Below are 14863 nucleotides of genomic sequence, written 5' to 3'. Positions count from 1 at the left end.
GCCTATAGGGCCGGGAGTAGCTTTAGCAACTATGCGGGGTCTTAACAAAGTAACGCTGATTGGCAATCTGGGCAAAGACCCCGAGATACAGGTGCTGGAAGGCAATGTGGCCGTGGCGAAATTCTCCCTGGCCACCTCCGAAACCTACCGCGACAAAAGCGGCCAGCCCCACACCAGCACCGACTGGCATACGGTGGTGCTGTGGCGAGGCCTGGCCGAGCTGGCCCAGACGTACCTGCACAAGGGTAGCCTGATATACCTCGAAGGCAAGCTCAAAACCCGCCACTACGATGATGCGGCCGGGGCACGGCACTACGTGACGGAAATTGTGGGCGAGCAGCTGTTGCTGCTGGATAAAAAGCCCGGCGAAAGTTCCTGACACTTGCTCTACCTTGCGGCTGACCGCACTATCCTTTGCCCGTATGAAAGCCACGGTATCGTTGCGCCTGCGCCCTTCGCGCACTGAGTTTCAGGCTTTTTTTTCGTATTCCGACGCGGCCGTGCGCGCCGCCCTGCTAGCCGCGGGTCTCTACTACGATGCTGCCGCACGGGGCTACCTGCTGCCGGCCACCCCTGAAGCCGTAGCCTTGCTCCAAGCTGCCTGCGCCCAGCTTGGGCTAAAGGCAGTGATACCGACAGTCCCGGCCCTGGCCACCGAACTGCCACCTGCTACCCCGCACCAGGCGCTGCTAGCCCGCTACTGTCAGTTCATTGCTCTGAAACGCTACAGCCCCGCCACCCTAAAGAACTACCGCGGCGTCTTTCAGCTCTTTCTCGCGCATCATGCCCCGCGTCTGCCCCTGGAACTGACCAAGCAAGAGCTACTCGACTACCTGGCCGGGCGGGTTGCAGCGGGCATTTCCGAAACGTACCAAAACCTGCTTATCAATGCTATCAAGTTTTACTATGAGCAGGTAGAGGGCCAACCCCGGCAATACTATGACGTGCCACGGCCTAAGCGCGCCCACCAAAATCCCAAACTGCTGGCCCAAAGCGAGGTAAAAGCCCTGCTGCAAGGCACCGACAACCGCAAGCACCGCGCCATGCTGATGCTGGCCTACGGCCTGGGCTTGCGCCTGGGGGAGGTGCTGGCCCTTACCCCCGCCGACATTGACTCGCGCCGTATGGTGCTGTACGTGCGCGGCGGCAAAGGCAAAAAAGACCGGGACCTGCCCCTGCCCGAATCCTTGCTCCTGTTACTACGCGAGCAGTTCCGGCAGTTTCGGCCCGTCACATTTCTCTTCGAAGGCCAGCACCCCGGCGAGCCTTATAGTGACCGCAGCCTCCAGATGGTTATCAAACAAGCAGCCGTGCGGGCCGGTATTCTGCGGCCCATCACGCTGCACATGTTGCGGCATTCCTATGCTACCCACCTGCTGGAAGCCGGCACTGACTTGCGCGTTATCCAGGATTTGCTGGGTCACAGCAGTATCAAAACCACCGAAATTTACACCCATGTTGCCCACCGCACCCGTCCGGCCTCTCCACTCGACAGCCTCGGGCTATAATCAGGCGAGTTGCGGGAAGCACACCCATTTGGTATGCTTCCCGCAACTGACTTGCGTACTAAAGATGTATTGCCGCAACTTGCAAGGCCGTCGAGTTGCGGCAATACAGATGTTATGTGCCATATTAGAGCGACACCAAAATGACAGAACTAATTCCTACAATTAATGAAATTGTAAAGTATGGACTTCAACCTAACTTGACAGTAACTGACAAAGAAAAATTGTTGGAAAAAGACCTTGTGAAAATTTACAACCTGTATTTTGACATAAAATATAAATTTGACGAAACCGCCTTTCCAGACTTTGATAAAACTGAATATTCTGACATTCGACAAAATGTAACAAGCCATTTTAAAGACTTCGGGTTTTACAAAACAATTCTTGACATTAATGACATTGACAACACAAAAGATAGCGGAATTGGAGACGCAATTGACGACCTTACTGATATAATTTTAGACCTATTAGAAATCAAATGGAGAATAGAAAATAATAGTTTGGCTGACGGTCTTTGGTTTTTTGAGCTGACATTTTACAGTCATACTCAACAACATATTCTTGACCTTTTAAACTTTATGAAGCAGAAAAATGGTTAAGACAAAAATTCATTTCGTTGACATTATTTATTGGCTTGCAATTATTGGCGCAGACCTTTTTGTTTATATAATTTTAGGACTTTTACTCATGGGTTATGACGATAACTACGACAGTTCGAAAGGTGAGTATTGGAGTTTGGCAAGTATGAATTCAACTGAAAAATTACTTTATTTTGCCTTACAAGTATGGAACATCTTAAACATAATTGGAGTATTTTTCATCGGACATAGACTTTACAAGCGAATAAAATACGGCACATAACATTGGTATTGCCAATAGTTGGGCTCGACAATGAAACAATCAGCAGCGGTAATTCTGTTGTACTTCACTTCATGGCTTAACGAACAAAGCCAAACTTTAGTTCTTAATATTTATCTTTATCAAAAAGCCAAGCAGCGGTTCCGGCGGACGACTTTCAAATTCCCAACCATCGGCAATACCTGCTCGTTAGCAGTAATGGCCAAGACGACACCAGAGAAAATCTACAGAATGAAATGGACAGACAATTATTATAAGAATAGACCTCTGTTTAATTCAATTTTGGCAGGAGCGCTTTACTTTCTGTTTTGTTGGTCATTAGACTATGGAGATTTAACAAAAGGTTTATTTATGAGTTTAATGCTTTTTTTACCAGGGTTGACTTTTCCATTGACAACCTGCTATTACAGAACAGACAATATCAAATATTCTAGCTTCCATAGAATTATTCACTTTGTGCTTTCAGTTGGAATTTATCACGGAAGCGTATGGCTCTTTTCAGCTGAAGGACAAATAAAATACATAACAATTTTAGCAGGACTTTTAGGCTCTTTACTGTTTCAATTATTGACAAAATTCATATTGAAGAAAGAAATTACCCTGACACAAATTGCATTGACATCCTTATTGAGTGGACTTGCTTTCTTGCCGTACGAACTTAGTGAACGACTTGGGATATTTATTGGGCTTGCTGTTTTTCTTTGGACAATTACAAATGGAATAACTTTAAATAAAGAATATAGAAAAGCCACATACCGCTAACAAAGGTATTGCTGCAAGCAGGGCTGGACGTTGTTATCTTCGGCTGCGGTTCGCTATCAGCTTCGGTTGGGGGCAGGACGAGCAATGTTGGGCTTTTGTTTGTTATCTTTTACTTTATAACTTTATTCAGCAGCGGTTGGGGTCGGACACAGCAATGAATTCCCTGCCTGCAGCAATACCCGACCGTTATGGGCAAGGCTAACAGACGACAACGATGAAACGAAACGAGCTGATAATATTTATTTTATTTCTGACATTTCCGTTGGTTAAATCCTTTGCGACTGGTCAAATCCCAGACAGACTAATTTATAAGGGCGACACTCTCTCAATTTTTGCAAATCCACTCGAACAACTTTACAATAATGACTCATTACGACCTAAATTTTTCGGTGACAATGAAGGTTGTATGTCGACAGCGTGTTGGAGAGGATATGAAGCAGAGTGGATAATTATAAATGACCAACTTTACTTAACGGGAATTTTCAGTTGTTGTTTTTATGAGGACAGTGTTAAAGCTGACTTAAATAAATTATTTGGCAACAAGTTTATTAATGGAAAGGTCAAAGCGGACTGGTTTTCTGCTAATATTATAGCACCGAAAGGAAGGCAATTATATTATGTTCATATGGGTTACGGTTCTCTTTATGAAAAGGAATTAGAGTTGCAATTCAAAAATGGCCAACTTATTGGGACAAAAACATACGACAATTCTAAATCACGGCAATCAGTTTATAGTCAAGACGTAGAGAAACTAAGGGAATTTATTTATTCAAATATCAACTGGACTAACTTACCTAAACTTGACGACAAAGTCATTAAAGTTTATGTTCAGTTTTCAGCAAGCGAAAATGGTGTAGTTGACAGCGCTAAAGTAATGAGAGGTTACGACACAATTTTTGACCAAGAAGCAACACGTGTAGTAAAAGCCATTCCAGAGTGGGACGTTTTTTATCGACACGAAAAACTTGAAAGAAGAAGTTGGATACTTCCAATAATTTTCAGCAACGACAATAGAAAAAAGTATAAAAAATGAGCAGCAGAAACGAAGGACAAAGAAGCCCAGCCCATAACAGCACCTACAAGAAATTGGCGGTTCAGTGGTTAAATGAAGCTTTGTGCTTCGTATCAAGTTTTGTGGTGGCAGACAGTTTTCGTCTTCGAAATCGCCAACTTCTTGTAGCTGCAAACCGTTATGTGTAACCTTATGAAGACACTCACGCTGACAATATTGACCATTTTGACTTTGGGTTTTTCGACACCAAAAAGAGAAACTATTTTCATTGGGAAAGTTACAACAGACGAAAAAAACAAAGCCAATGTTTTGGGACTTTACATTGAATTTCGGGTTGACACATTAGTAATTGCGAGAAACATAGTTCAACAAGACGGAACCTTTAAAATTTCTGCAATAGCTGACAAAGAATTTGACATTTATTATCGCGGTATTGGCGTTGGCGACACTTACGTTCAGACAATAAAGCCAACAGACAAAGACACGGTTTCGTTGACTTTCAAAGTGCCAAAGGACTATAAAAAGCATTTTGGAAAAACCATTTGCCCAAAGTGTAATAAGCACGACCAGACAGTTACAATTCGTTACGGACTTGGAAGTGCAATAGTTATTCAACGCGTTGACAGTAAAGGCGACACGACACTCACACCCTACGACAATAAAAATTATTATGACGGTGGCTGCGTGACTTCGGAAATTGACCCAAAATACTTTTGCAAACGTGACAAAATAAAATTTTAACGACAACGATGGAAAGCAAGGCTACACATAACAGCACCTACAAAAAATTGGCGGTTCAGTTCTCCGCAGACACATTTGTGGTTAATCAAACATTGGTTCTCCGCATCAACATTTGTGGTGAAAATCGCCAACTTCTTGTAGCTGCGAAACGTAGGTAAGCGTAAAAGACGACACAACGACAAATGGGTATAGACTTTGATAACATATTTCAACACGTAATTCCAATGGACGACTTTGGACGAAAATGGCGTTTTACGGAGGAGAAGTATGACATATTACCCGACCAACATCTTGACCAGTTGAAACCGTTAGACAAGGAAGCTGCAAATTTTTTGTGGGACTATATCTCAAAGACAAATTTGCATAACGACATACCTTTCAAAAAGGACTTTTTTAGGACAATTGACAATACAAGAATTTTAGACGGCAACGAAAAAGAAATTAAAAAATGGCTTTACCATCGCGGACTTCCTTTTGACAAGCCTGTTTTTCTTTCTTGGGACGAGACAGACGCAATGATTGTTCCTTGGAAACTTTTAATAAAATACTTCGACAGTTTTTATTATGGTGGCTCAGACGACTTGACAATTATTGACCACAGTTTGAACTGGGCTTTACTTTTCTTTCACGAAGACGAAATTTATTTTGGAACTAACAATGACTTTAAAACAAGCGAAACATTTGCAGATATTGATTTTATTTGGTAACAATAACGACACAGTGGACAGAACGCCTACCTATAACAGGCGTTTGGCAAAAGTGGCGGTTCAGTGCTCCGAAGACACATTTGTGGTTAATCAAACTTTGGTTCTCAGCATCAACATTTGTGGTGAAAATCGCCAACTTCTTGTAGCTGCAAACCGTTGGCTGTAATTATACCAGACCTCACAAAATTCTAACAGAATGAAAAAATATTTAGTAACAATCCTCTTGACAACTTTTATGAACTTTGCATTTGGACAGACAGAAAAAGTCTCAAACAAAACCGTTGCTGACAGTTTTGAGATGAATTATAATGCAGACAATTTTGATGCAATATTTTCAAGTTTCTCAACTGAAATGCAAAACGCACTGCCGCTTGAAAAAACAAAAGAATTTTTAGCAGGACTGAAAACACAAGTAGGAAAAATTACAAAAAGACAATTTGTAAAATATGAGCAGACTTACGCTTCATACAAAACAAATTTTGAAAGAGCATTATTTGCAGTTAACATTTCCGTTGACAAAAACTCAAAGATTAATGGACTTTTAGTTAAGCCTTTCAAAGAAAGTAATTTGCCAAAAGTTACTCGTAACAAGACAAAACTAATTCTTCCCTTTAAAAATGATTGGACGGTAATTTGGGGTGGCGACACTAAAGAATTAAATTATCACGTTGAAAGTGAAGCTCAAAAAAATGCTTTTGATATTGTAATAACTAACGACAAAGGAAATTCTTATAAGACAGACGGAAAAATAAATGAAGATTATTATGCTTTTGGAAAAGACCTGATTGCACCTTGCGATGGAGAGGTTGTTTTGGTAGTTGATGGAGTTAAAGACAATGTGCCAGGAATTTTAAATCCTGTTTACGTTCCAGGAAACACAGTCATTATAAAGACACAAAACAACGAGTATTTGTTTTTTGCTCACTTCAAACAACATTCAATTGCAGTCAAACAAGGACAAAAAATAAAACAAGGACAACTACTTGGACTTTGTGGAAATTCAGGTAACTCATCTGAACCTCATTTACATTTTCACATCCAAAATGTGGAAGATATGAATTCAGCAACAGGTGTAAAATGTTACTTTGACAAAATACAAGTAAACGGACAATCTAAAACAGATTATTCACCGATACAAAAAGAGAAGATTAGCAACGAGAAAAAATAACTACAGCCAACAGGCGGTTTGGCAATATGGCGGGTGACGAATATGTTCTCAGCTTTTTGTTCGCTATTGGGCTTCAGTTCCGGGTGAAGAATAAAGCCGGGCATTAGTTCTTATCATCAACTTTTGTAACTTTATTCAGCAGCAGTTACGGGCTGACGATTTTCAAATACCGCCACATCGCCAAGCCGTACCGGTCGTAAGAAAAAAACCGCCCCGGCTGCCATCAAGCAACCGGGGCGGTTTTCGTAGCTACTCAGCCTAAAACCTACTTCGCCTTGCGGGCCAGCACCTTCTCCACGGCGGCCACGATGTCGTTTTCCAGCAGGCCGTATTTCTCCATCAGCTGGTCGGGGGTGCCGCTTTCGCCGAAGGAGTCGTTGACGGCTACCATTTCCAGGGGCAGGGGCTCCTCGCGGGCCAGCAGCTGGGCGATGGAGTCGCCGAGGCCGCCGTTCATCTGGTGCTCCTCGGCCGAGACCACGCAGCGCGTCTTGCGGGCCGAAGCCAGGATAGCCTGGGCATCAAGCGGCTTGATGGTGTGGATGTTGATGATTTCGGCGTCGATGCCTTTTTCGGCCAGGATCTTACCGGCCAGGATGGCTTTCCAAACCAGGTGGCCGGTGGCGAAGATGCTCACGTCGGCGCCTTCGTTCAGCATTACCGCTTTGCCGATTTCGAACTTCTGGTCGGCGGGGGTGAAGTTGGGCACCACGGGGCGGCCGAAGCGCAGGTACACCGGGCCCTCGTAGTCGGCAATGGCGATGGTGGCGGCTTTGGTCTGGTTGAAGTCGCAGGGGTTGATGACCGTCATGTGGGGCAGCATCTTCATCATGCCCACATCTTCCAGAATCTGGTGGGTGGCGCCGTCTTCGCCCAGGGTCAGGCCGGCGTGGGAGGCGCAGATCTTCACGTTCTTGCCCGAGTAGGCAATGCTCTGGCGAATCTGGTCGTAGACGCGGCCGGTGCTGAAGTTGGCGAAGGTACCCGTGAACGGGATTTTACCGCCGATGGTCATGCCCGCGGCCAGACCCATCATGTTGGCTTCGGCAATGCCGACCTGGAAAAACCGCTCGGGAAAATCCTTCTTAAAGGCATCCATCTTGAGCGAGCCGGTGAGGTCGGCGCAGAGGGCTACCACGTTGGGGTTGGTTTTGCCCAACTCGTGCAAGCCCACGCCAAAGCCGGAGCGGGTGTCTTTTGATTCGGTGTAGGGGAAGTCTTTCATATTGGGGTCTTGGGAACTTAGGGTCTTGGGGACTTGGATTTTTATCTTTTTGTCATCCTGAACGCAGCGAAGCGGAGTGAAGGACCTTCCTCCGTTAAGCGAAAAGCTCCATTCAACGCATCTCACAGCTCCGCGTAGTTCAGGGTTAGCCACTGCGGGTTAGTAGTTGCAATCAAAGCATCCTTCTTCGCCCGCTTCCAGCCCTTGATTTCCTTCTCCCGGGCAATGGCGCCTTCCATGTGCTCGAAGGGCTCACAATGCCCGAGGTTGTAGCAGAAGTAGCGGCCGGCGAAGGTGCCGGGGTTGCCGCGGTTGTCGAAATGCTCCTGAATGCGGCGCCGTACGTCGTTGGTCACGCCGGTGTACACCGCCGTTCTGGCGGGGTTCGTGACGAGGTAGACGTAGTAGCAATGGGCAAACATCAGAGCGTTGAAAGGGGCTTTTGAGGGTAGAAGAGGAAGGTCCTTCGTCACCGCTTTAGGCGCGGTATGCTCAGGATGACAAAGGAGTTTGGGTGAAGAGTGTTGAAAGGGGCTTGGCGGTTTGTCCGAGGAGGGTCCTTCGCTCTGCTCAGGATGACAGATATGAAAAAAAGCTATTTACTGAACATACTGACCGAGCTGGTCTGCCCACTGCGGATGGAGAAGCTGCGCACGTCGGTGAACTTGCTGCCGGTGGCGGTGCGGGTACGGAACACTAAGCGGTACACGCCGGGCTGCATGGGCAGGGTGAGCTTGCTGCTGCCCTCGGGCAAGTTGTACACCCACGTCTGCGAGTCGTCGTTGTTGAGCCGGTAGATGCTACCGAAGCCCTTCAGGTCCGTCACGATGTTCAGGGCCCCGGGCGCGTCGTAGGTCACGGTCGTTTCCTGGCCCTGCCGGATGCTGATGCGGCGCGTGAGGCGGGGCAGCGTGAGCAGCTCCACCTCGTAGGGGCCGGCCAGCAGCTTTTGCCGGGTACCGAAGGGTAAACTAACCACCGTGGCCCCGCTGCCGGCGGCCCGCACCACCGCGTCGACCTTGCCGTAGGGGTTGGGCGAAATGTTCGGCGCCTGCAGGCTCAGCGTGCCCTGGGGCGTTTTGTAGGTCAGCACGTTGGCCCGGCCGGGCTTGATGGGCAGGTTGGCCTGGCGCACCGGCGGCACTGTGTTGATGACCAGGTCGTAGCCCTGCAGCGCGTCGATGTCGAGCACGTCGGCCTTGCCCTGGGCGTCGCGGTAGTGCACGTAGTTGTACTCCGGCGTCTCGGTCACGTTGTTCACGAACGTCATGTTCACGTTGCTTTCCACCGGCTTGCCGATTTCATCCGTCAGGTTTACGCTGACGGTGGTTTTGGTGAGCGTCTGGGAGATGACGTTGTCGAGGATGGTGCGGAAGGTGCTCACGTCGGCCGCGTTGTAGTACTGCCCCAGGCATTCGAGCTGCTTGCCGAAGTCCCGCTCGGCGCCCAGCCCGATGATGAAGGGCCGCAGAAACACGTGCTTGCGCTGCAACGCCACCGAGGTGGCGCAGGGGTCGCCCTTACACGACTCGAGCCCGTCAGTAATCAGAATGAGCACGTTGCGGGAGTTCCTGTCCACCGGAAAGTCGTTGGCCGACTGCAGAATGGAATACGTGATGGGGGTGTTGCCCTGGGCCTTGAGCGTGGCCAGCCGGGCTTTGATGGCCCTGGCGTTTTTGGGCGCAAAGGGCACTTCCAGCTTCGAGTCCTCGCAGTTGTTCTCCGAGTTGGGATGCTGATGCCCGTAGGCGCGCAGCCCCAGCTGCAGGTTCGGGTAGGCGTTGAGCGAGTCCACCATCTTGGCCAGCAGGCTGCGGGCCACGTCCCAGCGCGGGCGGCCTTCCCAGGGCGCCATCATCGAGCCCGAGGCGTCGAGCACGAACAGGATACGGGTGACTTTGGGCTTCTCGGGCTCGGCGTTCTGGGCGTGCAGGTTCCGGCCCGACCCGAAAGTCAGGAGCAGCAACGAGCACAAAGTCAGCAGCAGGCGACGCATACGGGGGGCCTGACGGGGTGAAAAGTGGACTTGGTGATTCATAAGGCCGTCAGGTTGAGCGCAGTCCAAGCATCTTGCGTGGTGCCGTTGGATTAGTACTCCGCCGTCAGCACGCGAGATTCCTCGACTTCGCTCGGAATGACCCTACCGGCCCCCGAACTCTAGTAGTCGCCGGCCTGCTCCACCAGCAGCTGCTGCAACGCCTTTTCGAGCTGCTCATCGTTGGGCGCCACGCCGTGCCACTTGTGGGAGCCCATCATGAAGTCGACGCCGTAGCCCATCTGGGTATCCATGAGCAGCATGATGGGCTGGCCCTGGCCGGTGAGGGAATTGGCCTCTTCCAGGGCCGGGAGCAGGGTTTCAAACTGGTTGCCGTCGGCCTCAAGCACGCGCCAGCCGAAGGCTTCGAACTTGGCGCGCAGGTTGCCCAGACCCCCGATTTCGGCGGTGCTGCCATCAATCTGCTGGCCGTTGCGGTCCACGATGGCAATCAGGTTGTCGACCTTGTGGTGGGGGGCATACAGGGCCGCTTCCCACACCTGGCCTTCTTCCAGCTCGCCGTCGCCCATCAGCACGTACACGCGGCGGGCGTCGCCATTCAGCTTTTTGGCCTGGGCCGCGCCGGTGGCCACGCTCAAGCCCTGGCCCAGCGAGCCGGAGGCAATGCGGATGCCGGGCAGGTGCTCGTGGGTGGCGGGGTGGCCCTGCAGCCGCGAGTTGAGCTTGCGGAACGTGCTCAGCTCACTGACCGGGAAGTAGCCCGCGCGGGCCAGCACGGAGTAAAAAACCGGCGAAATGTGACCGTTCGACAGAAAGAACAGGTCTTCGTTTTCGCCGTTCATGTTGAAGCTCGGGTCGTGCTTCATGATGCGGAAGTACAGCGCCACCAGCAGATCGGTGCAGCCCAGCGAGCCGCCGGGGTGGCCGGAGTTTACGGCGTGCACCATGCGCACGATGTCGCGGCGCACCTGCGCGGCAATTTGCTGGAGCTCCGCGACGCTTTTGGCGGTCTGGGGGGCGGAGGTTTCCGAAGAAGAGTTCTGGGTGAGCGTAGCGTCCTGCGACATGGAATTGAGTAGGAGGGTTTAGACGGGCAAAGGTAAGGTTCTTGGCGAAGTGGCCACACCTCACCCCCGGCCCGCAAATGCTTAATGCGCATTATCCCAAGGAGAGGGGAGCCTGACGACCCGGACGACGCGGAGTCGTCAGCTGTTTAACCAGTCGTTGAATACAAACGCCTCAGCTGAAAAGCTGAGGCGTTTGTCCGGTTGCGCCATCAGGCTCCCTGTCCTTGGGAGCGGGCCGGGGGGGAGGCAAAGGGGCCGGGGGTGAGGCCTACAGTAGCTGGGCCGCGTGGTTCTTGGTATCGACCTTCTCGATGATTTTCTCGATAAGGCCGTTTTCATCGATGAGAAACGTGAAGCGCATGGTGCCCATGTACTTGCGGCCGTACATCGATTTCTCCTGCCACACGCCGTAGGCTTCCACTATTTTCTTGTCGGTATCGACCAGCAGCGGGAAGGGCAGCTCGTACTTCAGGGCGAACTTCTGGTGCGACTTCTCCCCATCCACGCTCACGCCGATAACCTGCACGTTGGCGGCGGTCAGCTCGGCCTGGTGGTCGCGCAGGTTGCAGGCCTGGGCGGTGCAGCCGGGCGTGTCGTCTTTGGGGTAGAAGTACAGGGCCACCTTTTTGCCCCGCAGGTCGCGAAGGCGGATGAGGTTGCCGTCTTGGTCGGGGGCTTCAAAATCGGGGGCGGCAGTGCCGGCGGTCAGCATCATTAGTCGTGGTCGGTTACGGGTTGGCCGGTAAAAATGAGGTTTTCCACCGGAAATCCCAGCTCCCGGCCCTTGGCCACCAGCTGGTCGCGGAAGGTGCGGTCGAGGTGGGGGTGGCGGCTCAGCAGCCAGAGGTTCTTGCGGTTGGGTCCGCCCACCAGGGCGTACTGGTAATCCACATAATCGAGGTCCAGAATCCAGTAGTCGCCCTCAAAGGGCCAGAAAAAGCTCACCTTGAGCTTAGCGTTGGTGTGCTTATCCACGACGCGGGCGGTGCCCTTGGCCTTTTCCACCGGCCCCTCCAGCTCGTGCTTATGGCAGGTGTTGAGGATGCTCACCTTGCCGTCGGGCATCAGGCGGTAGTGGGCTGTCACGTGCTGGCAGTCCTTTTCGTAGCGCGTGGGCAGGCGAGCCACTTCGTACCAGAGGCCCATATAGCGCTTCACGTCGACGTGGGGCACGGTGGGCAGCTCGGGGCGCAGCTGGCGCTTGGCGTACAGGAAAGCCGCCACCCCGGTACCCACCAAAGCCGCGGCCGCGGTATAGAGCCCGGGCTGGGGCCGCTTGATCAGGTTCTTCTTAGCCATAATTCGGGAGCAGTTAGCGGGTGGTGGAGTGTGGTCTTACGCGGCCGGCGGGCGGGTGTTGGCGAAAAGAAAGCGGGTAGCGCCGCCCCGCAGCAGCTGCACGCCGCTTCGAACGTGGTTTGAGCTGCTGAGAAGATCTTCGGCGGCGCTTAAAACATTCTTCACGCTGGTAATAAGGTGATTCCCACCACTCGGAAGATCTTTACCGGTGCTTCAAACGTCGTTGCCACCGCTTCCACGCTCGTTGCCACCGCTTCCACGCTCGTTGTCACCGCTTCCACGCTCGTTGCCACCGCTTCCACGCTCGTTGTCACCGGCGGCGGGCAGCTACCGGTATTACAGATTCAGGTTGATGACCTTTTCGTTGCCGGCCTGGTCGGTAAGGCGCAGGGTGGCGGGGCCGCGCAGGGGCGGGCCCAGCGTGTCCTGGCGCTCGGTAAACAGGGTGGCGTTCTTGTGCTCGTAGCGCAGCAGCCGGAACCGGCCCCCGATGAGCAGCTGGTAGCTGGCCAGGCCCGAGAGGTTGTCGCCGACCTGAAACACGAGGCCGGCCGCGCCCCGGCTCACGAGGCGGGCAGTGGGCGGAATGGTGTCGGCGAAGATGCGGAACTGCCCGAACGTCTTGGCCATAAACGAAATCTGGTTGCCGTCCCACTTGCCGCCCACGTAGGCGCGCGCGCCGCGGGCATTCACCGAGTACACCGCCGAGTGCTCCTTGTCGGGCACTTCCGTGGCCGGCTTGAGCGTGACGCCCAGCGGCAGGTACAGCGACTGGCGGGGGTGGTGCACGGTCCAGGCGCCGTCCTTGTAGCTGGTTTGCAGGTAGAGCGTGTCAAACAGCGTCTGGGGCCCGAAGCGCAGGCTCACGAAGCTGTCGGTGAAGCCCTGCTCGGTGCCCGCCGGAATCAGGGCCTGCCGGTCGAAGCGCTTGGTGATACCGCCGAAGCTCAGGGAGTCGGGGCGGCCGGCGCGCAGGTCGTAGAGGTAGACGGTCTGGCTCTGGGCGGTGTAGCTGGGCGTAAGCTCAAGCCGGCGGGAGCCGCGCAGCAGCGTCAGGTTGCCGCTGTGCCGGGCCGTGTCGGGGTCGGCGGCAATGACCTTGAGAATGTTGCGGGTGACTTCCCAGCGCAGGCCGGGCTTTTTCACGGCCGCGCTGCGGGTTTTGGTATACGCCGGCTTCTGCCCGCGCAGCACGAAGGTGAGTGGGGTGGCGTTGCCGTAGGAGTCGCTCATCTTCACCTCCACGGTGTACACCTGGCCGTCCTCCACCCGCAGCTTGCCCTTCGAGGGGCCGGTGGTGTAGATGGGCAGGGCGTTGCCGTCGTCCACAAACAGCTTCTGCAGGGTGCGGCCCTGGGTCATCATCCACTCGTAGTCCACGTGCTGGTTGACGGTGCGCGTGCCGGTCGGAAACGGGATATTGTCCACGACGTGGGAGTAGAGCGGCTGCCCGTTCACGCGCACGTCCACGCGCTGCAGGCCGTTCTTGTTCCAGGCGTTGTCGTACCGGTCGAAAGCCTGGAGCAGGATGCCCACCGTGCCGTAGGCCATGATGGTGTCGGGCCAGGCGAGGGCCGCACCGGCCGGCAGCGCGGCTTTGGGGGTGAATACGGCCTTGGTGAAACTGCCTGCCACCCGGGCGTCGATGGTCAGCGGCTCCACGGCAAAGGCCTGCAGCGTGGGGGCCACGTGGTCCTGAATTTCGGCGAACCCGCCCCACTGCAGGGGGTTGAGCTGGTTGTCCTGGGCGTCGCGCACCTCCCAGTGCACGTGCGGCCCCGCCGACCCGCCGGTGTTGCCCGACAAGGCCACGATTTCGCCCCGCTGCACCGGAATCTGGTCTTTGGCAAAGAACATTTCCTGCTCGTAGGTCTGCTTCTCGTACTGCTTCTGCAGCAGCGCCTGGGCGGCCGGCCCCAGGAAGTGGTTCAGGTGGCCGTACACCGTTACCAGCCCGTTGGGATGGGTGATGTAGAGCACGTTGCCGTAGCCGAAGCTGCTTTGCTTGAGCCGGGAGATGTAGCCGTCGGCCGAGGCGTGCACGGGCAGGTCGGTGCGCCCGTCGGTCTTGATGTCGAGGCCGCCGTGGAAGTGGTTGGGGCGCAGCTCGCCCATGCTGGCGGCCAGGTAGTTGGGCTGCCCGGGCTTAATGGGCAGCAGGAAGTAGCCGTTGGGCACCGCGGGCCGGGCGGCGGGCACCGTGGCGGGCCGGGGCTTTTTTTCGTCGGCCGTATCGGCTTCCTGCCCGCCGCAGGAGGTGGGCCGCAGCCCCAGGAGCAGCAGAAAAGGCAAAGCCAGGCTGAGCAGCCGGCGCGGCGAGGTAGGCAAAGAGGTAGTCGGCATTCAGAAAAATCAAATCAACAGGCACAAGTGCCGGCAAAGGAGCTTTTTTTCGTCTGTCATCCTGCGCAGAGCGAAGGACCTTATGCCGGTTGAACGAGGCGCTTCAACGTGAGAAGGTCCTGCGCAGACTCAGGATGACAGGCGGGAAAAAGACCAGCCTTACAACGGCGCAATCAACAA

15 protein-coding genes are annotated in these 14863 nt (G+C 53.1%); 8 read left to right on the top strand and 7 right to left on the bottom strand.

Annotated elements, in window-relative coordinates; translation table 11 throughout:
* The first annotated feature begins 31 nt into the window (after nt 1-31).
* From ABD842_RS07665 to ABD842_RS07630, 8 genes are all read left to right on the top strand, one after another.
* Complete coding sequence (locus tag ABD842_RS07665; RefSeq protein WP_345112289.1) at nt 32-379, top strand: single-stranded DNA-binding protein; 348 nt, start codon at nt 32-34, stop codon at nt 377-379.
* A gap of 43 nt (nt 380-422) precedes the next feature.
* A complete protein-coding gene (locus ABD842_RS07660) occupies nt 423-1508 on the top strand; it encodes a tyrosine-type recombinase/integrase (protein ID WP_345112287.1) in 1086 nt (361 codons plus the stop codon).
* A 140-nt stretch (nt 1509-1648) separates the two neighbouring features.
* Nucleotides 1649-2104, top strand: a complete 456-nt coding sequence (locus tag ABD842_RS07655; protein WP_345112285.1) for a hypothetical protein — start codon at nt 1649-1651, stop codon at nt 2102-2104.
* 292 nt (nt 2105-2396) lie between these two features.
* Nucleotides 2397-3125 (top strand): hypothetical protein, encoded by a 729-nt coding sequence (locus tag ABD842_RS07650; RefSeq protein WP_345112283.1) that lies wholly within the window; start codon nt 2397-2399, stop codon nt 3123-3125.
* A 214-nt stretch (nt 3126-3339) separates the two neighbouring features.
* The gene (locus ABD842_RS07645) at nt 3340-4158 is read left to right on the top strand and encodes an energy transducer TonB (protein ID WP_345112281.1); all 819 of its coding nucleotides are present in this window, start codon (nt 3340-3342) and stop codon (nt 4156-4158) included.
* 171 nt (nt 4159-4329) lie between these two features.
* Nucleotides 4330-4878, top strand: a complete 549-nt coding sequence (locus ABD842_RS07640) for a hypothetical protein (protein WP_345112280.1) — start codon at nt 4330-4332, stop codon at nt 4876-4878.
* A gap of 224 nt (nt 4879-5102) precedes the next feature.
* Nucleotides 5103-5585 carry a DUF2947 family protein gene (locus tag ABD842_RS07635; RefSeq protein ID WP_345112278.1) on the top strand — a complete coding sequence of 161 codons (483 nt, stop codon included), beginning with the start codon at nt 5103-5105 and terminating at the stop codon, nt 5583-5585.
* Between the two features lie 196 nt (nt 5586-5781).
* Nucleotides 5782-6753 (top strand): peptidoglycan DD-metalloendopeptidase family protein, encoded by a 972-nt coding sequence (locus ABD842_RS07630; protein WP_345112276.1) that lies wholly within the window; start codon nt 5782-5784, stop codon nt 6751-6753.
* Nucleotides 6754-7018: 265 nt separating this feature from the next.
* Here ABD842_RS07630 and ABD842_RS07625 read toward each other — a convergent pair whose 3' ends face one another.
* The 7 genes from ABD842_RS07625 to ABD842_RS07595 form a co-directional block, all read right to left on the bottom strand.
* Entirely contained in the window at nt 7019-7978 is a 960-nt protein-coding gene (locus ABD842_RS07625) for a transketolase family protein (RefSeq protein WP_345112275.1), read from the bottom strand.
* Nucleotides 7979-8100: 122 nt separating this feature from the next.
* A complete protein-coding gene (locus ABD842_RS07620; RefSeq protein ID WP_345112274.1) occupies nt 8101-8400 on the bottom strand; it encodes a GIY-YIG nuclease family protein in 300 nt (99 codons plus the stop codon).
* A gap of 173 nt (nt 8401-8573) precedes the next feature.
* Entirely contained in the window at nt 8574-9974 is a 1401-nt protein-coding gene (locus ABD842_RS07615; RefSeq protein ID WP_345112272.1) for a vWA domain-containing protein, read from the bottom strand.
* Nucleotides 9975-10135: 161 nt separating this feature from the next.
* Nucleotides 10136-11041, bottom strand: coding sequence for a transketolase (locus ABD842_RS07610; protein WP_345112271.1), 906 nt, complete (start codon nt 11039-11041; stop codon nt 10136-10138).
* Between the two features lie 268 nt (nt 11042-11309).
* Nucleotides 11310-11756, bottom strand: a complete 447-nt coding sequence (gene bcp, locus ABD842_RS07605) for a thioredoxin-dependent thiol peroxidase (RefSeq protein ID WP_345112269.1) — start codon at nt 11754-11756, stop codon at nt 11310-11312.
* Nucleotides 11756-12340, bottom strand: a complete 585-nt coding sequence (locus tag ABD842_RS07600) for a lipocalin family protein (RefSeq protein ID WP_345112268.1) — start codon at nt 12338-12340, stop codon at nt 11756-11758. Before ABD842_RS07600 ends, bcp begins: the two co-directional genes overlap by 1 nt.
* A 336-nt stretch (nt 12341-12676) precedes the next feature.
* Nucleotides 12677-14683, bottom strand: a complete 2007-nt coding sequence (locus ABD842_RS07595) for a M23 family metallopeptidase (RefSeq protein WP_345112266.1) — start codon at nt 14681-14683, stop codon at nt 12677-12679.
* Between the last annotated feature and the right edge of the window lie 180 nt (nt 14684-14863).

The sequence above is a fragment of the Hymenobacter algoricola genome (genome assembly GCF_039539525.1).
Classification (GTDB): domain Bacteria; phylum Bacteroidota; class Bacteroidia; order Cytophagales; family Hymenobacteraceae; genus Hymenobacter; species Hymenobacter algoricola.
This window is presented reverse-complemented; position numbering and strand designations above follow the sequence as displayed.